At 58.8% G+C, this 24627-nt stretch carries 23 protein-coding genes and 1 pseudogene; 16 read left to right on the top strand and 8 right to left on the bottom strand.

What is annotated here, in order from left to right:
• Positions 1–101: 101 nt before the first annotated feature.
• Complete coding sequence (locus tag ACRC4F_RS12755; protein ID WP_438659610.1) at positions 102–1955, bottom strand: Lnb N-terminal periplasmic domain-containing protein; 1854 nt, start codon at positions 1953–1955, stop codon at positions 102–104.
• Positions 1956–2051: 96 nt separating this feature from the next.
• Positions 2052–2540, bottom strand: coding sequence for a DUF3015 domain-containing protein (locus ACRC4F_RS12750; RefSeq protein WP_219096085.1), 489 nt, complete (start codon positions 2538–2540; stop codon positions 2052–2054).
• A gap of 276 nt (positions 2541–2816) precedes the next feature.
• Between ACRC4F_RS12750 and ACRC4F_RS12745 the strand changes: the two genes are divergently transcribed.
• Positions 2817–5255, top strand: coding sequence for a Lon protease family protein (locus tag ACRC4F_RS12745; RefSeq protein WP_438659609.1), 2439 nt, complete (start codon positions 2817–2819; stop codon positions 5253–5255).
• 333 nt (positions 5256–5588) lie between these two features.
• Positions 5589–5928 (top strand): annotated as a pseudogene (locus ACRC4F_RS12740) (hypothetical protein).
• 5 nt (positions 5929–5933) lie between these two features.
• On the opposite strand, the gene ACRC4F_RS12735 reads toward ACRC4F_RS12740, so the two are convergent.
• A complete protein-coding gene (locus ACRC4F_RS12735; protein WP_438659608.1) occupies positions 5934–7763 on the bottom strand; it encodes a hypothetical protein in 1830 nt (609 codons plus the stop codon).
• Between the two features lie 159 nt (positions 7764–7922).
• Between ACRC4F_RS12735 and ACRC4F_RS12730 the strand changes: the two genes are divergently transcribed.
• The 3 genes from ACRC4F_RS12730 to ACRC4F_RS12720 all read left to right on the top strand — a co-directional run bounded on the left by ACRC4F_RS12730 (position 7923) and on the right by ACRC4F_RS12720 (position 9706).
• Entirely contained in the window at positions 7923–8411 is a 489-nt protein-coding gene (locus ACRC4F_RS12730) for a TIGR00645 family protein (protein WP_007943976.1), read from the top strand.
• A 244-nt stretch (positions 8412–8655) separates the two neighbouring features.
• Positions 8656–8967 (top strand): DUF6482 family protein, encoded by a 312-nt coding sequence (locus ACRC4F_RS12725; RefSeq protein ID WP_438659607.1) that lies wholly within the window; start codon positions 8656–8658, stop codon positions 8965–8967.
• A 121-nt stretch (positions 8968–9088) separates the two neighbouring features.
• A complete protein-coding gene (locus ACRC4F_RS12720) occupies positions 9089–9706 on the top strand; it encodes an FKBP-type peptidyl-prolyl cis-trans isomerase (RefSeq protein WP_109634978.1) in 618 nt (205 codons plus the stop codon).
• A 133-nt stretch (positions 9707–9839) separates the two neighbouring features.
• Here ACRC4F_RS12720 and ACRC4F_RS12715 read toward each other — a convergent pair whose 3' ends face one another.
• From ACRC4F_RS12715 to ACRC4F_RS12705, 3 genes are all read right to left on the bottom strand, one after another.
• On the bottom strand, positions 9840–10097 hold the full coding sequence (locus ACRC4F_RS12715; RefSeq protein WP_438659606.1) for a PA4570 family protein: 258 nt from the start codon (positions 10095–10097) through the stop codon (positions 9840–9842).
• Between the two features lie 206 nt (positions 10098–10303).
• On the bottom strand, positions 10304–10645 hold the full coding sequence (locus tag ACRC4F_RS12710; RefSeq protein ID WP_078050159.1) for a zinc ribbon domain-containing protein YjdM: 342 nt from the start codon (positions 10643–10645) through the stop codon (positions 10304–10306).
• 186 nt (positions 10646–10831) lie between these two features.
• Positions 10832–11800, bottom strand: coding sequence for a polyprenyl synthetase family protein (locus ACRC4F_RS12705; protein ID WP_438659605.1), 969 nt, complete (start codon positions 11798–11800; stop codon positions 10832–10834).
• 240 nt (positions 11801–12040) lie between these two features.
• Between ACRC4F_RS12705 and rplU the strand changes: the two genes are divergently transcribed.
• The 5 genes from rplU (at position 12041) to ACRC4F_RS12680 (ending at position 15815) form a co-directional block, all read left to right on the top strand.
• Positions 12041–12355 (top strand): 50S ribosomal protein L21, encoded by a 315-nt coding sequence (gene rplU, locus ACRC4F_RS12700; RefSeq protein WP_003176051.1) that lies wholly within the window; start codon positions 12041–12043, stop codon positions 12353–12355.
• A gap of 34 nt (positions 12356–12389) precedes the next feature.
• Positions 12390–12665, top strand: coding sequence for a 50S ribosomal protein L27 (gene rpmA, locus ACRC4F_RS12695; RefSeq protein ID WP_003215862.1), 276 nt, complete (start codon positions 12390–12392; stop codon positions 12663–12665).
• A gap of 193 nt (positions 12666–12858) precedes the next feature.
• Positions 12859–14082, top strand: coding sequence for an Obg family GTPase CgtA (gene cgtA / locus ACRC4F_RS12690; RefSeq protein WP_010467530.1), 1224 nt, complete (start codon positions 12859–12861; stop codon positions 14080–14082).
• A gap of 137 nt (positions 14083–14219) precedes the next feature.
• A complete protein-coding gene (proB, locus tag ACRC4F_RS12685) occupies positions 14220–15338 on the top strand; it encodes a glutamate 5-kinase (protein WP_320394474.1) in 1119 nt (372 codons plus the stop codon).
• A 12-nt stretch (positions 15339–15350) separates the two neighbouring features.
• Positions 15351–15815, top strand: a complete 465-nt coding sequence (locus tag ACRC4F_RS12680; protein WP_007938427.1) for a CreA family protein — start codon at positions 15351–15353, stop codon at positions 15813–15815.
• 185 nt (positions 15816–16000) lie between these two features.
• On the opposite strand, the gene rpsT is transcribed toward ACRC4F_RS12680, so the two are convergent.
• A complete protein-coding gene (gene rpsT / locus ACRC4F_RS12675) occupies positions 16001–16279 on the bottom strand; it encodes a 30S ribosomal protein S20 (protein WP_008154937.1) in 279 nt (92 codons plus the stop codon).
• Positions 16280–16531: 252 nt separating this feature from the next.
• Between rpsT and murJ the strand changes: the two genes are divergently transcribed.
• The 6 genes from murJ to ispH all read left to right on the top strand — a co-directional run bounded on the left by murJ (position 16532) and on the right by ispH (position 24088).
• Positions 16532–18070 carry a murein biosynthesis integral membrane protein MurJ gene (gene murJ, locus ACRC4F_RS12670; RefSeq protein WP_438659604.1) on the top strand — a complete coding sequence of 513 codons (1539 nt, stop codon included), beginning with the start codon at positions 16532–16534 and terminating at the stop codon, positions 18068–18070.
• Between the two features lie 129 nt (positions 18071–18199).
• Positions 18200–19150, top strand: a complete 951-nt coding sequence (gene ribF, locus ACRC4F_RS12665) for a bifunctional riboflavin kinase/FAD synthetase (protein WP_438659603.1) — start codon at positions 18200–18202, stop codon at positions 19148–19150.
• Positions 19151–21982 (top strand): isoleucine--tRNA ligase, encoded by a 2832-nt coding sequence (gene ileS / locus ACRC4F_RS12660; RefSeq protein ID WP_438659602.1) that lies wholly within the window; start codon positions 19151–19153, stop codon positions 21980–21982.
• Positions 21975–22487 carry a signal peptidase II gene (lspA, locus tag ACRC4F_RS12655; RefSeq protein WP_438659601.1) on the top strand — a complete coding sequence of 171 codons (513 nt, stop codon included), beginning with the start codon at positions 21975–21977 and terminating at the stop codon, positions 22485–22487. The genes ileS and lspA overlap by 8 nt, the downstream gene beginning before the upstream one ends.
• A 7-nt stretch (positions 22488–22494) precedes the next feature.
• Positions 22495–22932, top strand: a complete 438-nt coding sequence (gene fkpB / locus ACRC4F_RS12650) for an FKBP-type peptidyl-prolyl cis-trans isomerase (protein WP_438659613.1) — start codon at positions 22495–22497, stop codon at positions 22930–22932.
• Between the two features lie 208 nt (positions 22933–23140).
• Positions 23141–24088: a 4-hydroxy-3-methylbut-2-enyl diphosphate reductase gene (gene ispH / locus ACRC4F_RS12645; protein ID WP_438659600.1), complete on the top strand. Its 948-nt coding sequence runs from the start codon at positions 23141–23143 to the stop codon at positions 24086–24088.
• Here ispH and ACRC4F_RS12640 read toward each other — a convergent pair.
• Positions 24057–24614: a GspH/FimT family pseudopilin gene (locus ACRC4F_RS12640; protein ID WP_438659612.1), complete on the bottom strand. Its 558-nt coding sequence runs from the start codon at positions 24612–24614 to the stop codon at positions 24057–24059. The genes ispH and ACRC4F_RS12640 overlap by 32 nt on opposite strands.
• Positions 24615–24627 lie beyond the last annotated feature (13 nt).

Raw genomic sequence — 24627 nt, 5'->3', positions numbered from 1 at the left:
GCCTGCTCGCGATAGCGGAGTGTCAGTCGACATCAACGTTGACTGATACACCGCCATCGCGAGCAGGCTCGCTCCCACATTGGTTTTGCGGTGGACTCGGATCAGTAGTGATACCACTTCACCTCAAGCATCACTTCGTTCTCGGGCGAGGCGAGGTGGCTGAATTCGCGCTGGGCGCTCAGGCGCAGGCCCAGGTTGCGCGACAACTCCCACTGCTGGTTCAGGCTCATGCTGCGGCGCACTTCGCCATTGGTGAAGAAGTCGCCCTTGGCTTCCAGGCTGAAGTTTCCCAGTGGATTTTTCCACAGCAGACCGCTGTTGAAACCTGCCGCCGGTGCGATAAAGCCTGCAAAGTCGTTGTTGTGCTCGACGCGAACGGTGCCCAAGGCAAAACCGAGCATGTCTTCACCCAGTTGCCAGGTGCCGCCGCCACCGCCGTTGACGTGGCTGACCAACGTTTCATCGTCATGCTTGCCCGGCACGCGCTCCAGGCCGCCAGTCACTTGCCACGACAACGGCTGCAACAGTTCATTGCGCGGCGTCAGAGAGCGAATGGTCGCCAGGTCGAGTTGCTGGAATTGCCACTCATTGCCTTCGTACTGGCGGAGTTTCATCTGCAGGATTTCGATCTGCGCACCCAGCGGGAAGCTCTCGGCGTTATCGTTGAGATCGTGATAAGCCATGCGCAGGCCATATTCGCCAAAGGCTTTGTCGCCCCGGGTGCCGATGCCGGCCTGCCAGGTGCGGGATTCATGACCGTCCTCGGGCAATCCGGGCCGAGGGATGTCCAGCTCCGGTGCCGGGTTCTGGTTGATCGCCCGCAGCAGTTCGAAACTGCGTTGCGCCCGCTCTGGATCGCGTTCCTGACCGTTGGCGCGGTAACGCTCCAAGCGATAGGCCGCATCAATGATCAGCGCCTGACGCGCTCGGGGTTGAGCCTTGAATGCAGGCGTCTGCAATTGCTTCTGGTCGGCGCTGACTTTCAGCACCCACTGTTGTTCTTCGTCAGTCAACGGCTCGGCGCGGCTCAGCAGTTCCCGTTCCCGGGACGGACGATATTGAATGGACTCCACCAGCCCGGCTTCTTTCACTGCTTTGACGGTGTCGGTTGGAATCGCGGTCAGGGGGAATTGTTCGGTCAGGCGCAGGCTTGGTCGCGCCACTTGCAGCAGCTCAAGCAGGCGATACGAGCAGTTTTCGTCGAAGAAGAAATAGTCAAACTGGATCTGCTTCAGCTCCCAGACGTGCTCGACCATGCGCTCGGTTTCTGCCTGGGTCAGGTTCAGCCGGTACTCCCACAGGTCCCGGTTCTCCAGGCTGCGGTATTCGGAGAGCTTTTCCTGATACGGCACTAGCGCGAACAGACCCGGATAGCCGCCCATCAAGCCTTTCCAGGCGTAGAGGATGCTGTTGTCCGAGCCTTCGATGTACGCGCCGAAGTTGATCGCGTAACTGAGCAGTGCAGTGTGATCGCTCTGAACGTCAGCCTGGTCGATACGCAGCAGGGTATGGCCGAACATCGATGAAGGACTGTTCAGGTAAGCCGCCGGGAAAATCATTACCGCGCTGTGGGGCGAGACGTCCTTGAACCATTGCTTGAATTCGCTGCAGTCCAGCGTCGGCAGATCGGTCAGGTTGAGCTGCGCTTTCAACCACCGGGTGCGGGCCGGATAGACGCATTGCGCATGCTTTTTGCCTGCACTGGCCGGGGCGTAAATCGCCTGCACGGTGGCGGCCAGTTCGCGGTCGGGGTGTTCGTTACCGTCAGGGGCGAGAAAGAACTTCTTGTCGCTGACATAGCTGCGCCAGCCGCCCAGCTTGGCGGTTTCGTAGTGGCCCAGGGAAATCCAGAAGGGGTCGTTGGCCAGTTGCTGCAAACGTTGATTGTCGATATGTGGCGCGGCGGACAGCGGGGCGCAGACACAGAGCGCCAGCCAGGCAAGGCGTTTGAGCATAGTGGGCAACTTAGAATTCGAGAATAAAGACCCAAAGCGGGGCAAGGTCCAAAAAACAAAACCCGCTCCCCCGAAAAGGAGCGGGCGGGGTCGAGCTTAAGCTTGAGTTGCGTACTTGGCCAGACGTGGATCGTTCTTCAGAACGGCCAGGGTGTTGGTATGCACGTCGTCAGCGGTCACGTCAGCCTTGCTGAAGATCTGCTGGAAGTGCTCGTGAGTCACGGCGGCGAAGTGCGCACGGTCTTCCGGCGCCACGCCCAGTACCACGGCGTAGGTCGTCAGCGCTTCGCCGTTACCTTTGGCCATGTCTTCGGACAGCTCGTTCATCATGCCATTCATGGCAAACCAGGATTTGCCGCCATAGGTCAGCGACGCATTAGTCGAGCAACCGTTGGTACCGGAAGTCATACCAAAAGTTGCGTTACCGGAAGTGCCGTTGGTGGTGGATGCCAGGAAGTGAGCCGGGGTGCCACGCTGACCTTCGAACAGCATGTTGCCCCAACCGCAATCCGGGCCGCCTGGCGCTTGCGCCATGGCGTTGATGGATACAGCGGTGAAGAGAGTACCGAGAAGAATCCGTTTCATAGCTTTGTTCTCTTTATGTGCATACCAATGGACAAGGGGTCTGGCCCAATCCGGCGCCAGTGGGCCAGTTATTAATCCAGCCGCGCAGTTTGGAGTTTAGGCACGTTCCCGGGGTTCCGTGATTTTTTGCAAAACATTCGTTGAAATCATTGATTTGCCCCCGGCCGGCCTGGAGTTGACGGTTTGTCTATGCTTTGGCTGGAGGCGCGCCTTGCAAGTGAGGTATGGGCGGCGCCAGAATGCCGCTATCTGCCCCGCCTGATGTAAGGAAGCCCGATGCCTGATCCTGTTGCTGCCAGCTTGCGTCTAGCGCCTGAAGCGCTGACCCGTCCGTTTTCCGCTGAACAGTTCAGCTTCTCTACCACCAATGATCTGGAGCCCTTCCGCGGTGTGCTTGGCCAGGAACGTGCGGTCGAAGCCTTGCAGTTCGGCGTGGCCATGCCACGCCCCGGTTACAACGTATTCGTCATGGGTGAGCCCGGCACTGGCCGGTTTTCGTTCGTCAAACGCTACCTGAAAGCCGAAGGCAAACGTCTGCAGACCCCGGCGGACTGGGTCTACGTCAATAATTTCGATGAACCTCGCGAGCCTCGCGCGCTGGAGCTGCCATCGGGCACCGCCGGCGCTTTCATCGGTGACATCAACGGTTTGATCGACAACCTGCTGGCGACTTTCCCGGCGGTGTTCGAACACCCGTCCTACCAGCAGAAGAAAAGCGCCATCGACCGCGCCTTCAACCAGCGTTACGACAAGGCGCTGGACGTGATCGAGCGGCTGGCCCTTGAGAAAGAAGTCGCGCTGTACCGCGACGCCAGCAACATCGCATTCACGCCGATGGCCGAGGGCAAGGCCCTGGACGAAGCGGAATTCGCCCAGCTGCCGGAAGCCGATCGTGAGCGTTTCCACGACGATATTTCCGGCCTGGAGGAGCGCCTGAACGAAGAGCTCGCCAGCCTGCCGCAATGGAAGCGCGAGTCGAGCAACCAACTGCGTCACCTCAACGAAGAAACCATCACCCTGGCCTTGCAGCCGTTGCTGTCGCCGTTGTCGGAAAAATATGCCGAGAACGCGGCGGTGTGCGGTTATCTGCAAGCCATGCAGGTCTACCTGCTCAAGACCGTGGTCGAGCAACTGGTGGACGACAGTAAAGTCGACGCCGTTGCCCGCAAGATGCTCGAAGAGCAATACGCGCCAAGCTTGGTGGTCGGTCATTCGGCCAGCGGTGGTGCGCCGGTAGTCTTCGAGCCGCACCCGACTTACGAAAACCTGTTTGGCCGCATCGAATACAGCACTGATCAGGGCGCGCTCTACACCACGTATCGGCAGCTGCGTCCGGGTGCCTTGCACCGCGCCAACGGCGGCTTCCTGATCCTTGAAGCGGAAAAAATGCTCAGCGAGCCGTTTGTGTGGGATGCGCTCAAGCGCGCCCTGCAATCGCGCAAGCTGAAAATGGAATCGCCGCTGGGCGAACTGGGCCGTCTGGCCACGGTGACCCTGACACCGCAGCACATTCCGTTGCAGGTGAAGGTCGTCATCATCGGTGCCCGTCAGCTGTATTACACGCTGCAAGACCTCGATCCGGACTTCCAGGAGATGTTCCGCGTCCTTGTGGACTTCGACGAAGACATCCCGATGGTCGACGAAAGCCTGGAGCAGTTCGCCCAGTTGCTCAAAACCCGTACCTCGGAAGAAGGCATGGCACCGCTGACCGCCGACGCGGTGGCGCGCCTGGCAACGTACAGCGCGCGTCTGGCCGAGCACCAGGGGCGTTTGTCGGCGCGCATCGGCGATCTGTTCCAGCTGGTCAGCGAGGCGGATTTCATTCGTCACCTGGCGAATGACGAGATGACCGACGCCGGCCATATCGAACGGGCGCTCAAGGCCAAGGCAACGCGCACCGGGCGGGTCTCGGCGCGGATTCTCGATGACATGCTGGCCGGGATCATCCTGATTGACACGGATGGCGCCGCCGTCGGCAAGTGCAACGGGCTCACCGTGCTGGAAGTCGGCGACTCGGCGTTCGGTGTGCCGGCGCGGATTTCCGCCACGGTCTACCCGGGCGGCAGCGGGATCGTCGATATCGAGCGCGAGGTTAACCTTGGCCAACCGATTCACTCCAAAGGCGTAATGATCCTGACCGGGTATCTGGGCAGCCGTTACGCCCAGGAATTCCCGCTGGCGATTTCCGCGAGTATCGCGCTGGAGCAATCCTACGGTTACGTCGATGGTGACAGTGCGTCGCTGGGCGAGGCGTGTACGCTGATCTCGGCCCTGTCGAAAACACCGCTCAAGCAATGCTTTGCGATCACCGGCTCGATCAATCAGTTCGGTGAAGTGCAGGCGGTGGGCGGGGTCAACGAGAAGATCGAAGGCTTCTTCCGGCTCTGTGAAGCTCGCGGGTTGACCGGAGAGCAGGGGGCGATCATTCCGCAGGCCAACGTGGCCACGCTGATGCTCGACGAGAAGGTGCTGTCGGCAGTGCGTGCGGGGCAGTTCCATGTCTACGCCGTGCGTCAGGCCGATGAGGCGCTGAGCCTGTTGGTCGGCGAACCGGCCGGTGCGCCGGATGCCGATGGCCAGTTCCCTGAAGGCAGCGTCAACGCGCGGGTGGTGGAACGCTTGCGGGTGATCGCGGAAATGATCAGCGAAGAAGACCTCAAGGAAGCCGAGAAAGAAGCGGCGCTGGAAGCGCTGGTCGAAGCCAAGCCGGCTTGAAACAAACCTGAGGAACACCCTCAACCCACTGTGGGAGCGAGCCTGCTCGCGATAGCGGTGTATCAGTCACATTATTGTTGACTGACACTCCCTCATCGCGAGCAGGTCGAATCGTCGCACCGTCGCTCCCACATTTTTTTGTGTGAAGCACAAGAAAGTGCCATCACTCTGACGTCAACATTCACACAATGACCATTCGGCGCCTTCTGGTCTCAGTTGACGTGCTAGTCAGACTTTTCTTCTATTCTCAGCTCAAGGATATCGACAGTAATCACTGGATCGAGACAGCCTTCCTGTGGGGGCTGAATACCGGATCTACCGAGGGTCGCCGCCATGTCGCGCAACCTCTGCCTCACCCGACAATGCCTGGGCCTTGTGACCCGTATCGAATGTGCCATCCGCCCGTTGGCGGGGGATACGGGCATGTGGACCTTGCTTTTTGCCGCCGGAATGGCCGGCGAACAACCTTCCGCCATCAAGGCGCAGGGCCCGTTTCATGGCCCTTTCGTGGCTGAATCCATCCTCGACACGATTGTTGAGAGCCTGACGCTGCATGGCTACGAGCTGGCCGATGACCCACAAATCTGGTGCCTGCACCTGCAAGCCCAGCTGCGTGAAATCAATGGCGGGCGTTGCCGCAACCTCGGTGGCTGAGTTTCGGCCCGAGACTTGAACCGGCTATTGATCAAGGTGGCTCAGATCCGCCTTGGCCAGTTTGACTTCGAAACCATACTGCACCGTGGTGAGGTCGGTTCGCTGATAGGATTCCAGACGCGTTGGTTGGCCATAGAAGTAATGCACGGCAAATAACGCCGGGCCTTCTGCGCTCGCGTCGTGACTGACCGAAAGAATTTCTTTCAGATAGTTTCCGGAATCGTCCCTGGCGAAAAATCGCCAGTCCTGGGCAGGAAACAGCTTCAAATCCACCACCAACGCATTGCCCTTGAGTTCCAGGCCCTTGGGCAATGAGGTGGCGTCGAGCGTTTGCTTGGCGACTGTCGCCAGGAACAGCGGCATGGAGCCCACTGCATAGGCCGGCGTTTCCGGAAACAAGTTCAGGTCATAGGTAATGACACCACGCAGAGGATCGACCTCGTAAGCCTCCGGCGGCAGTTCGATCGGCTCATCGCGTTTGCCGCTGCCATCCTCCGTAAAGAAAGTGAGCGGACTGTCGCCGGGGCTGAGCGATGTGCCGAGCAGTTCGTCATTGAAGCTTTTGGGGTGATCGAACTCGATTCGTGCAGCGCTGGGGTCATCCACCGACTGACTGACGATGATGCCCTTCTTCAGTTGCTCCTCGGTCAATGTCGCGCCCTTGAGCCAGCTTGGGGCCTGATCGTCGTACACCACCACCGGCAAGCTCAGTGGCTGGATGGTTTTTTCCGTGGTGTGCGCGTCGAAGCGGCGCACCGGCAGGTTCAGGTCCTTACGGGTCACCGTGGCGGCCGAGAAGTCCAGTACGCTGACTTCAACGGTATCGACCGGTCCGTTGAAATAGACTTTGGTGTAATGATTCTTCTGCTGCGCCTCAAAGGTGCGCTGTTCTTCATTGATCTGTTGTTCGAAGGCCTCGCTCCAGGCTTTCTGTTGCTGCAGTTTCGCCAGTTGTTTTTCATAGAAGGCAATTTGCGCGGCGGTTTCATTGATCGAGCCGGAGCGCGAGAGGAATTGCCCAGTGGTGTCTTTGGCCTGGACGATCAGTGGGTTCAAAGGTGTTTCGCTGACTTGCGGGGCCAGCGGCGCACTGTTGTTGAATTCGATTTCGGCGTAATTGTTGCCAAGTTTCAGCAGGGTGACGCTGAGGTTGTCGTTGGTGCGGAGCTGGCCGACGTCTTTTTTCGTCAGGTCGAAAGTGTAGAGCTTGCGCGGGGCGATGACTTCGATCTTGCCTTGCAGGCTTACCGGTTGGGGCTGGTGCTTGTTGTCCACGTCCAGGCCGTCGATGAACGGATAAGTCACCGTCAGATCATCCGGGTTGGTCAGGTTCGAGCTCGACGGGCTCAATTGAATGCCAGGATCGGTTTCCGACCATTCCGGCTGGAACGCGATGACGCGCTTGTTGCTCAGGGTCACCGATTGCCATTCAAGGCCGTGGGGAAAGAGAAACGCAGCCGGAATGTTGAAGTTGAAGGGGAACACCGGTTGCAGATCGGTCAGGTAGTCGGAGCTGGAATCCTTGTGCAGCACGAACAGCCCGTCGATGTAGGTATCGACCAGCGCCTGTGGCGTGGGGTAATGCTTGAGCACGGCGAGCGCATCTTCGCCGTATTCGGTTTCCACCGGTTTGCTGTCGAGCTTTAGCTGCGCACGCTCGAGCAACAGCAGCGAACCGCCGAGTTCGGCAACGGCATCCTTGAGCTTCGGATCCTCAATCGCATCCAGAGACTTCTCGAACTGCGCGGTCTTTTCCTCGAGGCTGGTCTGGCGCTTCTCATCGCTGGGCGAGCAGCCACTCAGCAGCAGCGCCAGGCAAAAACCGGCACTCGTTATTGGCAATCGCAGATCCATTTCCAGTCTTCCTGTCCGATGTCGCTGAGCTGTCAATAGTCTGGACACTAGCAGAAAAACTTTGTGACACACGCGCAGGTGGCGGATTTCCCAACGGTTTCTGCGTGTAACAGCCGACTGTTATACTCGCGGCCATTTTCAGCCCACGTGTGAGATTCAATGGAACGCTTTATCGAAAATGCAATGTATGCCTCCCGCTGGCTGCTGGCGCCGATCTACTTCGGTCTGTCCCTTGGGCTATTGGCACTGGCGCTGAAATTCTTTCAGGAAGTTTTCCACGTCATCCCTAACGTGTTCTCGATGGCCGAGTCGGATCTGATCCTGGTGCTGCTGTCGTTGATCGACATGGCCCTGGTCGGCGGATTGCTGGTGATGGTGATGATTTCCGGTTACGAGAACTTCGTTTCCCAACTGGATATCGACGACAGCAAGGAAAAGCTCAACTGGCTGGGCACCATGGATTCGTCTTCGTTGAAGATGAAAGTGGCCGCCTCCATCGTGGCGATCTCGTCGATCCACCTGCTGCGGATCTTCATGGACGCCAAGAACGTCGATCCCGAGCATTTGAAGTGGTACGTGATCATTCACATGACGTTCGTGGTGTCGGCATTTGCCATGGGTTACCTGGACAAACTCACCAAGCACTGATTTAGCCAGGAACGCTCCCTGTGGCGAGGGAGCTTGCTCCCGTTGGGCTGCGAAGCGGCCCCGCATTATCTCCAGTCGTTTCCCTCACAGCATTGACGACTGCTGCGCAGCCGAGCGCGAGCAAGCTCGCTCGCCACAGGTTCTTTGTCAAACCAGACGGGCGGTGTCACTCGTGGCTTGTACTTTGAAGCATCAAGGCATATGCCTGTAAGTGTCTTGGCTCGACACTGTAAGAGGTGCCTTCATGAACTTCGTTGAGTTACGTGCGTATGCCATCGCCGGGAAAATCGATGAGCTGAACCTGATCTCCATGGAAGGCGGGATCTACCTGTTGGAGGCGCGCATGCATGGTGCGGCGTATCCCTTGAGTGATGCTCACGACCAGATGGTTCACCTGCGCTCGGTCGAGCATGCGCGTCAAATGCTTCATGCCTTTCCCACCTTGCCTTTCAATCTTGTACACACCCTGGTTCATGATGAAATGTGCGGGCTCGGTGCCAATGCCGAGGAAAGCCTGAAAGTGCCAATTGCCTTCCGTTCCGGCTGGCAGCACTGACGCCTCTCATCAGCGCAACGACATCTGTGCTAGTCTGCTGGCCCTTTTGGTTCCGGGCGCTCCGGGACGCGCTGTGCACGCACGGCAAGTTCCAGGGCCGTCCGCACAGCGGAGCAGTGTCATGTCCGAAGTAAATCTGTCCACCGACGAAACCCGCGTCAGCTACGGTATTGGCCGTCAGCTGGGCGACCAACTGCGCGACAACCCGCCACCAGGCGTTAGCCTGGACGCCATCCTGGCCGGCCTGACCGACGCATTCGCCGGTAAGCCTAGCCGTGTGGGTCAGGAAGAAATGTCCGCAAGCTTCAAGGTGATCCGCGAAATCATGCAGGCCGAAGCGGCTGCAAAAGCTGAAGCGGCTGCTGGCGAAGGCTTGGCTTTCCTGGCTGAAAACGCCAAGCGTGACGGCATCACCACCCTGGCTTCCGGCCTGCAATTCGAAGTGCTGACTCAAGGTGAAGGCGCCAAGCCAACCCGTGAAGATCAAGTGCGCACTCACTACCATGGCACCCTGATCGACGGCACTGTGTTCGACAGCTCCTACGATCGTGGCCAGCCTGCAGAATTCCCGGTCGGCGGCGTGATCGCTGGCTGGACCGAAGCCCTGCAACTGATGAATGCCGGCAGCAAATGGCGTCTGTACGTGCCGAGCGAACTGGCTTACGGCGCTCAAGGCGTTGGCAGCATTCCGCCGCACAGCGTTCTGGTGTTCGACGTCGAGCTGCTCGACGTTCTGTAATGCCCGGCCCGATATGACATCGGGCTAATGTGGGAGCGAGCCTGCCCGCGATAGCGGTGTGTCAGTCAGCAGCAATGTTGGCTGTCAGATCGCAATCGCCAGCAGGCTAGCTCCCACAGTTTTTTGCGGTGCCTCATATTTCGATCTTGTGGTTCAGTTCACTGGTCGGGCGCAACGCCCGGGCATAGCAGAAAAGAAACAGATTACGCACCAGTTCCTTGAGCACCACCGGCTCGCTGGAACTCAAGCCGTTGACGTCCAGGTCACCCTGATCCTGCAGCTCGTTCAAGGCTTCTTCTTCAAGTACCGCACAGACTTCCCCGGTTTCCCGATGCAGGATCCTGAGGTACGGGTGGGGGCGGTCCAGCCAGGCATCGATCAAATAAGTCATGTGTCTCATCTCCATTGATGGGTTTCAATGAGAATAATTCTTATTCATCAAATAGCAAGAACCTATTGGCGATTTGTGGTTTTTTGCGGGTAAAGATTGCGTAAGGTCAAAACGGCTGGCGTTTGACTATTGCGAGGGATTGCAGGGGAAAAACGGGGAGGGTGAGGCGCCATCCCACGCAGGGCGCGGGATGGAGGAACGAAAACTCAGACTTTTCTGACGAACTCGGATTTGAGCTTCATCGGGCCGATGCCGTCGATCTTGCAGTCGATGTCGTGATCGCCATCGCACAGGCGGATGTTCTTGACCTTGGTGCCGACCTTGACCACCAGTGACGTGCCTTTGACCTTCAGGTCCTTGATCACGGTGATGGTGTCGCCGTCCTGCAGAACGTTGCCGACCGAATCCTTCTTCACGGTGTCATCGGACGCCGCTTCGGCTTCGCCGTTGGCGGACCACTCGTGGGCGCACTCAGGGCAGATCAGCTGCGCGCCGTCTTCATAGGTGTATTCGGAATTGCATTTTGGGCAGGGTGGCAACGTGCTCACTAAAGCTCCTTGGATTCAGGACCGCTAAAAAGCGCACATTGTATAGGGTTTTAGGCGGGAGAGGGCAGAGCGCTAAACAACCTGTGGGAGCGAGCCTGCTCGCGATGAGGCCCTTACATTCAACATCTCTGTTGACTGAAGGTCCGCTATCGCGAGCAGGCTCGCTCCCACAGTAGATAGGCGTCGTCAGTGCGTGCGGGCGACCGCAAACTCACTCAATTCAACCAGTGCATCGCGATACTCGCTGGCTGGCAGCGCGTCGAGGCATTTGATCGCACGGGCCACGTAATCACGGGCCAGATTGGCGGTGTAATCCAGCGAGCCAGACGCTTCTACCGCTTCGCGAATGCTTTCCAGGTCTTCGATGCCGCCTTTCTGAATCGCCTTGCGCACCAGTGCTGCCTGCTCCGGCGTACCTTCGCGCATGGTGTAGATCAGCGGCAGGGTTGGTTTGCCTTCGGCCAGATCGTCACCGACGTTCTTGCCCAGAGTCTCCGCGTCACCTTTGTAGTCCAGCAGGTCGTCGACCAGCTGGAAGGCTACTCCGAGGTGATCGCCAAACATGCGCAAGGCTTCGGCCTGCTCCGGCGTCGCTTCGCACAGGGCTGCAGCACTGTGGGTCGAGGCTTCGAAGAGCATCGCGGTCTTGCCGCGGATGACTTCCATGTAGGTTTCTTCCGTGGTGCTGGCGTCACGAACCTTGGACAGCTGCAACACTTCGCCTTCGGCGATGATGCGCGTGGCTTGCGAAAGGATCTTCATTACCGGCATGGAGCCCAGTTCAACCATCATTTCGAAGGAGCGCGAATACAGGAAGTCGCCGACCAGTACGCTCGGGGCGTTGCCCCACATGGCGTTGGCGGTCGAGCGGCCACGACGCATGCCGGACATGTCGACCACGTCGTCGTGCAGCAGGGTGGCGGTGTGCAGGAACTCGATGGTCGCAGCCAGCAGGCGCAGGTCGTCGCCTTCGCGCCCCAGGGCCTTGCCACACAGCAACACTAATAGAGGGCGCAGGCGTTTACCGCCGGCCGAGGTAATGTAATCGCCGATTTTCGATACCAGCGGCACTCGGGAAGTCAGCTGCTTCTTGATGATGCCGTCGACGGCGCTAAAATCGTCCGCCACCGCGCGGTAGAAAGCTTGGGGTTGCATCAGCGACAGTTGCTCCAGAAGGGTTGCGCGGCATGCTAGGACCCACGTCGGCGGGTGTCAAGGCACGATGGACGGCCTCTTGCATCACCTCGGCAGCTTGCGTACAATCGCGCACCCTGAACTTCCTGGGCAGCACCTGCCTTACGCAATTGCAAACAGGCCTTCCAGCCTTATGCAGCCATGCCAGCCAATACCTCTTCTTATAAAGAGCTGGGTGAGCAGGATTATCGGAGAAATACCATGTCGTACGCAGTAATTGTTACTGGTGGCAAGCAATACAAGGTCGCCCCAGGTGAATACCTGAAGATCGAAAAACTGGAAATCGCTACCGGCGAATCCGTTACTTTTGATCGCGTTCTGTTGGTCGCCAATGGCGATGACGTGAACATCGGCGCTCCAGTTGTTGCTGGCGCTACCGTTGTGGCTGAAGTGATCTCCCAAGGTCGTCACGATAAAGTCCGCATCATCAAGTTCCGTCGTCGTAAGCACCACATGAAGCGTATGGGCCACCGCCAGTGGTACACCGAGATCAAAATCACCGGTATTCAGGCTTAATTTCAGCCTAATTCCTCACTAGGAGAATTGACTCATGGCACACAAAAAAGCTGGTGGTAGTACCCGTAACGGTCGCGACTCAGAAGCCAAACGCCTTGGCGTGAAGATGTATGGCGGCCAGGTTATCATTCCGGGCAACATCATCGTGCGTCAGCGCGGCACCCAATTCCACGCCGGTTACGGTGTTGGCATGGGTAAAGATCACACTCTGTTCGCTAAAATCGACGGCGTGATCAAGTTCGAAGTAAAAGGCGCTTTCAACCGCCGTTACGTGAGCATTGTCCCGAAGACTGAAGTCGTCGCGGCATAATTGCGTAGTTGCTGGAAAAGCCCTGTCTCGCGACGGGGCTTTTTCGTTTGTGGGGTGAGTCTCTTGCAAAGCTGTTTGTGATGGGCTCCAGCGCTGGATTTTCGGTCGTTGATTGAGGTCGCTGCGCTCATTTTTGCAAGAGTCTTATGTCTGGATTTTTTCGGCTCGTCCGTATGACGAGAGGCGTTTTGTTATGAAGTTTGTTGATGAAGTATCGATTCGAGTAAAGGCCGGTGACGGCGGCAACGGTTGCATGAGCTTCCGTCGCGAAAAATTCATTGAAAACGGCGGCCCGAACGGCGGTGATGGTGGTGATGGCGGCTCGGTCTACATGATTGCCGACGAAAACCTCAACACCCTGGTGGACTACCGTTACACCCGGCACTTCGATGCCGAGCGCGGCTCCAACGGCGGCAGCACCGACTGCACCGGTAAAAAAGGTGAAGAGCTGGTACTGCGTGTTCCGGTCGGCACCACCGTCATCGACTCCGCGACTCAGGAAGTGATCGGCGACCTGACCAAGGCTGGCCAGAAACTCCTGGTGGCTCACGGCGGCTGGCACGGTCTGGGTAACACCCGTTTCAAATCCAGTACCAACCGTGCTCCACGCCAGACCACTCCGGGTAAGCCGGGTGAGGCGCGTGATCTCAAGCTGGAAATGAAAGTGTTGGCTGACGTCGGCCTGCTGGGCTTGCCGAATGCCGGTAAAAGTACCTTCATTCGCTCGGTATCGGCCGCCAAGCCGAAAGTCGCCGACTACCCGTTCACCACGCTGGTGCCGAACCTGGGTGTGGTCAGCGTCGATCGCTGGAAGAGCTTCGTGGTTGCGGACATTCCGGGCCTGATCGAAGGCGCTTCGGATGGCGCAGGCCTGGGGATTCGTTTCCTCAAGCACTTGTCGCGTACCCGTCTGCTGCTGCACCTCGTCGACATGGCGCCGCTGGATGACGCCAGCGCCCCGGACGCTGCGGAAGTGATCGTCAGCGAGCTGACCAAGTTCAGTCCGTCCCTGGCTGAGCGTGATCGTTGGTTGGTGCTGAACAAGTGCGACCAGATTCTTGAAGAAGAGCATGACGCTCGCGTCAAGGAAATCGTTGATCGCCTGGAATGGACCGGTCCGGTCTACGTGATCTCCGCCATCTCCAAGCTGGGCACCGAGCGTCTGTGCCACGACATCATGCGTTACATGGAAGATCGCGCAGACCGTCTGGCGAACGACCCTGTCTACAAAGAAGAACTGGCCGAACTCGATCAGCGCATTGAAGACGAAGCCCGTGCCCAGTTGCAGGCGCTGGATGACCAGCGTGCCCTGCGTCGCAGCGGCGTGAAGTCGGTCCACGACATCGGCGACGATGATTGGGATGAAGAAGATGTGGATGACGAAGACGGTCCGGAAATCATTTACGTGCGTGACTGATTCGTTGCAGTAAACTTAAGCGCCGCTCAATCGAGCGGCGTTTTAGTATCTGGAAATCGATTGTTGGTCACGAAGAACCACGAATAACGTCACGGGCAGTGCCAGGTCGCGCTGCCCTCAAGCTAAGGTTGAAGATGATGCGGAGCAAGGTGACAGGTGCGCAGCGTTGGGTCGTGAAGATCGGCAGCGCTTTGCTGACAGCGGACGGCAAAGGCCTGGATCGCGCGGCAATGGGTGTCTGGGTCGAGCAGATGGTGGCTTTGCATGAAGCTGGCGTCGAACTGGTGCTGGTGTCCTCCGGCGCGGTAGCGGCGGGGATGAGCCGTTTGGGCTGGACCGTGCGACCCAGTGCGATGCACGAGCTGCAGGCCGCTGCCGCCATCGGTCAAATGGGCCTGGTGCAGGCCTGGGAGTCGAGCTTTGCCGAGCATGGCCGGCACACCGCGCAGATTCTCCTGACTCACGATGACTTGTCGGACCGCAAACGCTACCTGAACGCCCGCAGCACCTTGCGTGCGCTGGTCGAGCTGAAAGTGATCCCGGTGATCAACGAAAACGACACCGTGGTCACTGATGAGATCCGGTTCGGCGACAACGACACGCTGGCGGCGCTGGTGGCCAACCTGGTCGAGGCGGATTTGCTGGTGATCCTCACCGATCGCGACGGCATGTTCGACGCCGATCCGCGCAATAACCCTGACGCCAAGCTGATCTACGAAGCGCGCGCCGATGATCCGGCGCTGGACGCAGTCGCTGGCGGTACCGGCGGTGCGTTGGGTCGTGGCGGTATGCAGACCAAGCTGCGAGCGGCGCGTCTGGCGGCGCGTTCCGGTGCACACACCATCATCGTCGGCGGGCGCATAGAGCGCGTGCTGGATCGCCTGAAGGCGGGCGAGCGTATCGGCACCTTGCTGTCGCCTGAGCGCGGCATGCTGGCGGCGCGCAAGCAATGGCTGGCCGGGCACCTGCAAACCCGTGGCACGCTGGTGCTGGATGCGGGCGCCGTGACGGCGCTGTCCCAAGGCAACAAAAGTCTGCTGCCGGTTGGCGTCAAACTGGTCCAAGGCAGTTTCCGCCGTGGCGAAATGGTGGTGTGTGTGGCGCCGGACGGTCGTGAAATCGCCCGTGGCCTGGCCAATTACAGCGCGCTGGAAGCACAAAAAATTATCGGTCAGTCGTCTGAGGCGATTGTCGGTCTGTTGGGTTACATGGCGGAGCCGGAGCTGGTTCACCGCGATAACCTGATTCTGGTCTGAAGGAATATTTGAATGCGTGTGGCAAAAGGATTGTTGGGTCTGCTGTTGGCAATGCCGCTGCTGGCCTCGGCCGAGGAGATCGGCCAGGTGTCGACGGTTTTCAAGTTTGTCGGCCCGAACGACCGCATCGTGGTCGAGGCGTTTGATGATCCGAAGGTTGAAGGCGTGACCTGCTACCTGTCGCGCGCCAAGACTGGCGGCGTAAAAGGTGGTTTGGGGTTGGCTGAGGATCGCGCTGAAGCGTCGATCGCGTGCCGTCAGGTAGGCCCGATCAACTTCAAGGGTGAACTGAAGGATGGCGAAGAGGTGTTCAAGGAGCGTACTTCGCTGGTGTTCAAGACCATGCAAGTGGTGCGCTTTCTCGACAAGAAGCGCAATACGCTGGTGTACTTGGTCTACAGCGATCGCTTGATCGAGGGCAGTCCGCAGAATGCGGTGACGGCAATCCCGATTTTGCCGTGGACACACGCTCAATAAATTAACAAAGATCAAACTGTGGGAGTGAGCCTGCTCGCGATAGCGGTATAACAGTCGACATCAGTGTTGAATGTTATACCGCTATCGCGAGCAGGCTCTCTCTCACATTTTTTTTGCGGTGTTTTTGCCAAATCGCAGGCAATAAAAAACCGACCCTGAGGTCGGTTTTTCAACAAGCTTATCGCTTATGCGGCTACAGCAAGGTTCAGAGCCTTGACGTGACCGTTCAGGCGGCTCTTATGACGAGCTGCCTTGTTCTTGTGGATGATGCCTTTATCGGCCATACGGTCGATAACTGGCACAGCCAGAACGTAAGCTGCTTGAGCTTTTTCAGCGTCTTTTGCGTCGATGGCCTTAACTACATTCTTGATGTAGGTACGAACCATGGAACGCAGGCTGGCGTTGTGGCTGCGACGCTTCTCAGCCTGTTTTGCACGTTTTTTGGCGGAAGGTGTGTTGGCCACCGTCGAGCTCCTCGAAAGACTTTTTAGGAAATAGCAAACAAAATAGGCCGCGAATCATGCCGATGAGTTGATGTCTTGTCAAGGGCGGTTGAGACGTTCCGCTAAGTGGTAGGTATAAAGAGGCGGGATATTTATTTCCGGCGCTTGACCTGTAAACTCGCGAGCTTTGGCTCTGTGCTGCTGCGGCGCGGAGTATCGCATAAGTAGGCGCTTTGTTCGCCTGCTGTTTATCGACAGGCACAAACTCTTTCAATGAATCTGCTCAAATCGTTGGCCGCCGTCAGCTCTATCACGATGCTTTCCCGGGTTCTGGGGTTCGTCCGTGACACTCTCATCGCGCGCACATTTGGTGCCGGGATGGCGACTGACGCCTTCTTCATCGCCTTCAAACTGCCCAATCTGTTGCGAAGAATCTTCGCCGAAGGAGCATTTTCCCAGGCATTCGTGCCGATTCTGGCCGAATACAAAAGCCAGAAGGGTGAGGAGGCGACGCGAACCTTCATTGCTTACGTCTCCGGCCTGCTGACGCTGGTACTGGCCCTGGTTACCGCACTGGGCATGCTCGCCGCACCGTGGGTCATCTGGGCGACAGCGCCGGGTTTCACCGATACTCCGGAAAAATTCGAGCTGACTTCCAGTCTGTTGCGGGTGACCTTCCCCTATATATTGCTGATCTCCCTGTCTTCATTGGCTGGTGCGATCCTCAATACGTACAACCGTTTTTCTGTGCCAGCCTTCGTGCCGACGTTGCTCAACGTCAGCATGATCATCTTTTCGGTGTTCCTGACACCGTACTTCGATCCTCCCGTCATGGCTTTGGGGTGGGCGGTGCTGGTGGGTGGTCTGGCACAGTTGCTCTATCAGCTGCCGCACCTGAAAAAGATCGGCATGCTGGTGTTGCCACGCCTGAATCTGCGTGACAGCGGCGTCTGGCGGGTGTTGAACCAGATGTTGCCGGCGATTCTCGGCGTGTCCGTGAGCCAGATTTCCTTGATCATCAACACCATTTTCGCCTCGTTCCTGGTCGCCGGCTCCGTGTCGTGGATGTATTACGCCGACCGCCTGATGGAGTTGCCCTCCGGGGTGCTGGGTGTGGCACTGGGCACGATTCTATTGCCGACGCTGGCCAAGACCTACGCCAGCAAGGATCGCCAGGAATACTCGCGCATCCTCGACTGGGGCCTGCGCCTGTGCTTCGTGTTGGTGCTGCCGTGTTCGCTGGCGCTGGGGATTCTGGCCGAGCCGCTGACGGTGTCGCTGTTCCAGTACGGCCAGTTCAGCGCATTTGACGCGTCCATGACCCAGCGCGCTTTGATCGCCTATTCGGTCGGTTTGCTCGGAATTATCGTGATCAAAGTGCTGGCTCCGGGCTTTTATGCGCAACAAAACATCCGCACCCCGGTAAAAATCGCGATATTCACCCTTATCGTTACCCAGTTGTTCAACCTGGTGCTGATCGGTCCGCTGGCTCACGCCGGTCTGGCCCTGGCCATCAGCATCGGTGCCTGCATCAATGCCGGGCTATTGTTCTATCAACTGCGCAAGCAACAGATGTATCAGCCACAACCGGGTTGGGCGAAGTTCGGCCTCAAGCTTGTGATTGCGGTGCTGGTGATGTCTGCTGTGCTGCTGGCCGGCATGCATTTCATGCCGGCCTGGGATCAGGGGCATATGCTGGAGCGGTTCCTGCGTCTGGGCGCACTGGTCGCTGCCGGCGTAGTCACTTATTTCGGCATGCTGCTGTTGATGGGCTTTCGTTTGCGCGACTTCAATCGCAAGGCGCTGAGCTGAGGCTTGGGCCTCGATAAACATGGGCGAACCGGCAGTTTTGTCGGCTCGATTACTTTGGGTTACGGTGTTGCCTGTCGTCGGCCGCCGGGTGTGGTTATAATCGACCACTTTATGAGCAAGAAGCGCGTTATGCAGCTGGTTCGAGGCCTCCACAACCTGCGCCCCCAGCATCGGGGCTGTGTCGCCACTATTGGCAACTTTGACGGTGTTCACCGTGGCCACCAGGCTATCCTGGCGAGGCTGCGTGAGCGCGCTATCGAGTTGGGCGTGCCCAGCTGCGTGGTGATTTTCGAGCCGCAGCCGCGAGAATTCTTCGCCCCGGACACGGCTCCAGCCCGCCTGGCCCGGCTGCGGGACAAACTGCAGCTGCTGGCCGACGAAGGTGTCGACCGGGTCCTGTGCCTGGCCTTCAACCAGCGCCTGAGCAAGCTCAGCGCCAGTGAGTTCGTCGATACCATTCTGGTGGACGGCCTCGGCGTGCAGCATCTTGAGGTCGGTGACGACTTCCGCTTTGGCTGTGACCGGGTCGGGGATTTCGATTTCCTGCAACAGGCCGGCGTCATGCAAGGCTTCACCGTCGAAGCGGCACAAACCGTTGAGCTGGACGGCATTCGTGTCAGCAGCACTCAGGTCCGAAATGCTTTGGCCGCAGCAGATTTTGCCTTGGCCGAACGCCTGCTCGGGCGTCCGTTCCAGATAACCGGGCGGGTGCTGCATGGCCAAAAGCTGGCGCGCCAGCTGGGTACGCCAACCGCCAACATTCAACTCAAGCGCCGTCGCGTGCCGTTGACCGGGGTTTACCTGGTCGACATTGATATCGACGGCAAGACCTGGCCCGGCGTCGCCAACATTGGCGTGCGGCCCACGGTACAAGGTGATGGCAAAGCCCACCTTGAAGTACACCTTTTAGATTTTGCCGGCGATCTGTATGACCGGCGTTTGACGGTGGTTTTCCACCACAAGCTGCGTGAAGAGCAGCGTTTCGCCTCTCTGGAGGCGCTTAAGACGGCGATCAATGCGGATGTTGCCGCCGCCCGTGCCCTGTCGCACCTAGCGCCAATCGCTAATGAAGAGCCTTAAATGACCGACTATAAAGCCACGCTAAACCTTCCGGACACCGCCTTCCCAATGAAGGCCGGCCTGCCTCAGCGCGAACCGCAGATTCTGCAGCGCTGGGACAGCATTGGCCTGTACGGTAAGTTGCGCGAGATTGGCAAGGATCGTCCGAAGTTCGTACTTCACGACGGTCCTCCGTACGCCAACGGCACGATTCACATCGGTCATGCGTTGAACAAGATTCTCAAGGACATGATCATCCGCTCGAAAACCCTGTCGGGTTTCGACGCGCCTTATGTTCCGGGCTGGGACTGCCACGGTCTGCCGATCGAGCACAAAGTCGAAGTGACCCACGGCAAGAACCTGGGCGCTGACAAGACCCGCGAACTGTGCCGTGCCTACGCCACCGAGCAGATCGAAGGCCAAAAGTCCGAATTTATCCGTCTGGGCGTGTTGGGCGACTTTGCCAACCCGTACAAGACCATGGATTTCAAGAACGAAGCCGGTGAAATCCGCGCGCTCGCCGAAATCGTCAAGGGCGGTTTCGTGTTCAAGGGCTTGAAGCCTGTGAACTGGTGCTTTGACTGCGGCTCGGCCCTGGCTGAAGCGGAAGTCGAGTACGAGAACAAGAAGTCCTCGACCATCGACGTGGCGTTCCCGATTGCCGACGAAGCCAAGCTGGCTGCCGCTTTCGGTCTGGCGTCGCTGGCCAAGCCTGCTTCGATCGTGATCTGGACCACCACCCCGTGGACCATTCCGGCCAACCAGGCGCTGAACGTTCACCCGGAATTCAACTACGCCCTGGTCGATGTCGGCGACAAACTGCTGGTGCTGGCTGAAGAGCTGGTCGAGTCGTGCCTGGCCCGTTACAGCCTGGAAGGTTCGGTCATCGCGACCACCACCGGTAAAGAGCTGGAACTGATCAACTTCCGTCACCCGTTCTACGATCGCCTGTCGCCGGTTTATCTGGCCGACTACGTTGAACTGGGCGCTGGCACCGGCGTGGTTCACTCCGCTCCGGCCTACGGCGTGGACGACTTCGTGACCTGCAAGAAATACGGCATGGTCAATGACGACATCCTCAACCCGGTTCAGAGCAACGGCGTTTACGTGACATCGCTGGAGTTCTTTGGCGGCCAGTTCATCTGGAAAGCCAACCCGGCCATCGTCGACAAGCTGACTGAAGTCGGTGCGCTGCTGCACACCACAATCATCGAACACAGCTACATGCACTGCTGGCGCCACAAGACCCCGCTGATCTACCGCGCCACCGCGCAGTGGTTCATCGGCATGGACAAAGAGCCTGTCAGCGGCGACACCCTGCGCAAACGCGCTCTCAAAGCCATCGAAGAGACTCAGTTCGTTCCGGCCTGGGGCCAGGCGCGCCTGCACTCGATGATCGCCAACCGTCCGGACTGGTGCATCTCTCGTCAACGCAACTGGGGCGTGCCGATCCCGTTCTTCCTGAACAAGGAAAGCGGCGAGCTGCACCCACGTACCGCCGAACTGATGGAAGAAGTCGCCAAGCGCGTTGAAGTCGAAGGCATCGAAGCCTGGTTCAAGATGGACGCCGCCGAGTTGCTCGGTGACGAAGCGCCGCAATACGACAAGATCAGCGACACCCTCGACGTCTGGTTCGATTCGGGCACCACGCACTGGCACGTCCTGCGCGGTTCGCACCCGATGGGTCATGAGACCGGTCCACGCGCCGACTTGTACCTGGAAGGCTCGGACCAACACCGTGGCTGGTTCCACTCGTCGCTGCTGACTGGTTGCGCGATCGACAATCACGCGCCGTACCGCGAGCTGCTGACTCACGGCTTCACCGTCGACGAGTCCGGCCGCAAGATGTCCAAGTCCCTGGGCAACGTGATCGCACCGCAAAAAGTCAACGACACCCTGGGCGCCGACATCATGCGTCTGTGGGTCGCTTCCACCGATTACTCGGGTGAAATGGCGGTTTCCGAGCAGATCCTGCAACGCAGTGCGGACGCCTACCGGCGTATCCGTAACACCGCGCGCTTCCTGCTCTCCAACCTGACCGGTTTCAACCCGGCCACCGACATCCTGCCGGCTGAAGAAATGCTCGCGCTGGACCGTTGGGCCGTGGACCGCACCTTGCTGCTGCAACGCGAGTTGCAAGAGCACTACGGCGAATACCGCTTCTGGAACGTCTACTCCAAGATCCACAACTTCTGCGTGCAGGAGCTGGGCGGTTTCTACCTCGACATCATCAAGGACCGTCAGTACACCACTGGCGCCAACAGCAAGGCCCGCCGTTCGGCGCAAACCGCGCTGTACCACATCTCCGAAGCGCTGGTGCGCTGGATCGCGCCGATCCTCGCGTTCACCGCCGACGAACTGTGGGAATACCTGCCGGGCGAGCGCAACGAATCGGTGATGCTCAACACCTGGTACGAAGGCCTGACCGAACTGCCGGACAACGTCGAACTGGGCCGCGCCTACTGGGAGCGGATCATGGCGGTGAAGGTCGCGGTCAACAAGGAAATGGAAATCCAGCGCGCGGCCAAGGCCGTCGGTGGCAACCTGCAAGCCGAAGTGACGCTGTTCGCCGAAGACGCGCTGAGCGCCGACCTGGCCAAGCTGAGCAACGAACTGCGTTTTGTGTTGATCACCTCGACTGCCAGCGTTGCGCCGTTTGTGCAGGCGCCAGCCGATGCCGTGGTTACCGAAGTCAGCGGCCTGAAGCTGAAAATCGTCAAGTCGGCCTTCGCCAAGTGCGCCCGTTGCTGGCACTGCCGTGAAGACGTCGGCGTGAACCCGGAGCATCCGGAAATCTGCGGTCGTTGCGTCGACAACATCAGCGGCGCTGGCGAGGTTCGTCACTATGCCTAATGCTGCTGGCCGTTTCGGACGGCTGAGCTGGCTCTGGTTGAGTTTGCTGGTCCTGGTCATCGACCAGGCCAGCAAGTTCTACTTCGAAGGCTCGTTGAAGATGTACCAGCAAATCGTGGTGATCCCCGATTACTTCAGCTGGACCCTGGCCTACAACACCGGCGCGGCGTTCAGCTTCCTGGCCGACAGCTCCGGCTGGCAGCGCTGGCTGTTTGCCCTGATCGCGGTGGTGGTCAGTGCGGTGCTGGTGGTGTGGCTCAAGCGTCTGGGACGCAACGAAACCTGGCTGGCCGTCGCTCTGGCGCTGGTGCTGGGCGGGGCGCTGGGCAATCTGTATGACCGCATTGCCCTGGGCCATGTGATCGACTTCATTCTGGTGCATTGGCAGAACCGCTGGTACTTCCCGGCGTTCAACTTCGCCGACAGTGCAATTACCGTCGGTGCCGTGATGCTTGCGCTGGACATGTTCAAAAGCAAAAAGACCGGAGAAGCCGTTCATGACTGAACAGGTATTGGCTGAGCAACGCATCCGCCAGAACACGGAAGTCACCTTGCACTTTGCACTGCGCCTGGAGAATGGCGACACCGTCGACAGCACCTTCGACAAAGCCCCGGCGACCTTCAAGGTCGGCGACGGTAACCTGTTGCCAGGCTTCGAAGCTGCACTGTTCGGCTTTAAGGCGGGCGACAAGCGTACGCTGACGATTCAGCCAGAAAACGCGTTCGGCCAGCCTAACCCGCAAAACGTACAGGTCATTCCGCGCTCGCAGTTCAAGGACATGGACCTGTCGCCGGGTTTGCTGGTGATCTTCAACGATGCGGCCAATACTGAGCTGCCTGGCGTGGTGAAGGAATTCGATGACGAGCAAGTGACCATCGACTTCAACCACCCGCTGGCCGGCAAGACATTGACGTTTGATGTCGAGATCATCAGCGTAAAATCGCTGTAACCTGTGGGAGCGAGCTTTTGTGGTGAGGGGATTTATCCCCGTTCGATTGCGAAGCAATCGTAAACCAGACAGCGCGTTCTGATTCAAGACCGCGGTGGTTGAGTTCAGGGGTGCTTCGCACCCCAACGGGGATAAATCCCCTCGCCACAACGGCTCGCACCCACAGTTTGTTTTTCACTGTTTTCGCGCGCAAGACACGAGGCACAGCATGCAAATCAAACTCGCCAACCCCCGTGGCTTCTGCGCCGGTGTGGACCGGGCGATCGAAATCGTCAACCGCGCCCTGGAAGTCTTCGGGCCGCCGATCTACGTGCGCCACGAAGTGGTCCACAACAAATTCGTCGTCGAAGACCTGCGGGCTCGCGGGGCGATTTTCGTCGAAGAACTGGATCAGGTGCCGGACGACGTCATCGTGATCTTCAGTGCCCATGGTGTTTCCCAGGCAGTGCGTACCGAAGCCGCTGGCCGTGGCCTGAAAGTATTCGACGCGACCTGCCCGCTGGTGACGAAGGTGCACATCGAAGTCGCGCGCTACAGCCGCGATGGCCGTGAATGCATCCTCATCGGCCACGCCGGTCACCCGGAAGTCGAAGGCACCATGGGCCAGTACGATGGCAGCAATGGTGGCGCGATCTATCTGGTTGAAGACGAGAAAGACGTCGCCTCGTTGCAGGTGGTCAACCCCGACAGACTGGCGTTCGTGACCCAGACCACCCTGTCCATGGACGACACAAGCCGCGTGATCGACGCTCTGCGTGCACGCTTCCCGGCGATCGGTGGTCCGCGCAAGGACGACATCTGCTACGCCACGCAAAACCGTCAGGACGCCGTCAAGCAACTGGCCGACGAATGCGACGTGGTACTGGTGGTCGGCAGCCCGAACAGCTCCAACTCCAACCGCTTGCGTGAACTCGCCGAACGCATGGCCACCCCGGCTTATCTGATCGACGGCGCCGAAGACCTGCAAAAGAGCTGGTTCGACGGTGTCGAGCGCATCGGCATCACCGCGGGCGCCTCTGCTCCGGAAGTGCTGGTGCGTGGCGTGATCCAGCAGCTGCAGGCCTGGGGTGCTACCGGGGCCGATGAATTGGCCGGTCGTGAGGAGAACATCACATTCTCCATGCCTAAAGAGTTGCGCGTGCGCTCCCTGCTTTAACTGTTTTCCCGACCGGACACAGCGCCTGCTCAGCCTTATCGCTGCGCAGGCTGACCCGACCGGTCGCGGCCAGTACCACCTGGAGTTGGCTGACCGGTTTGCGGGCTGCGCAAATGTGCAGTGTCCCTGCTTGAAAGGCCCGCCCAGGCATCTGCGGTTCGCCGATACGGCTGAAGCGCACGTATCGCTTGACCGGCCAATTGCCGACAACGGGCACCCCAGCGCTACTCGCGTGTTCAACAAGCAGCGGATTGCTGCTGTCCTCCGGCCCTTTGCCGCTGATATCCAGAATGATTCGCCAGCCCTGACCCCAGTCGTCGTTGATGCCATGAATGACGGTGGTCTGATTGCGTGCGAGTGCTTCGCTTCTGGCGGTGCGAATACCGCTGGCAAGCGACTTCGCCGCCTCTTCGCGATGATTCGATTCTGAAAGCGCCGCGAACGCCGGACTGACCAACAGCAGAACAATCCCGACAATTGTCAGTCCCATGAGCAGTTCGATCAGGCTGAAACCTCGTTGATGCATGTCATCTCCCTCC

Source organism: Pseudomonas sp. (assembly GCF_051660785.1).
In the GTDB taxonomy this organism is placed as follows: domain Bacteria; phylum Pseudomonadota; class Gammaproteobacteria; order Pseudomonadales; family Pseudomonadaceae; genus Aquipseudomonas.
Note: the sequence above shows the minus strand (reverse complement) of the source record. Positions and strands in the feature narration are given on the sequence as shown.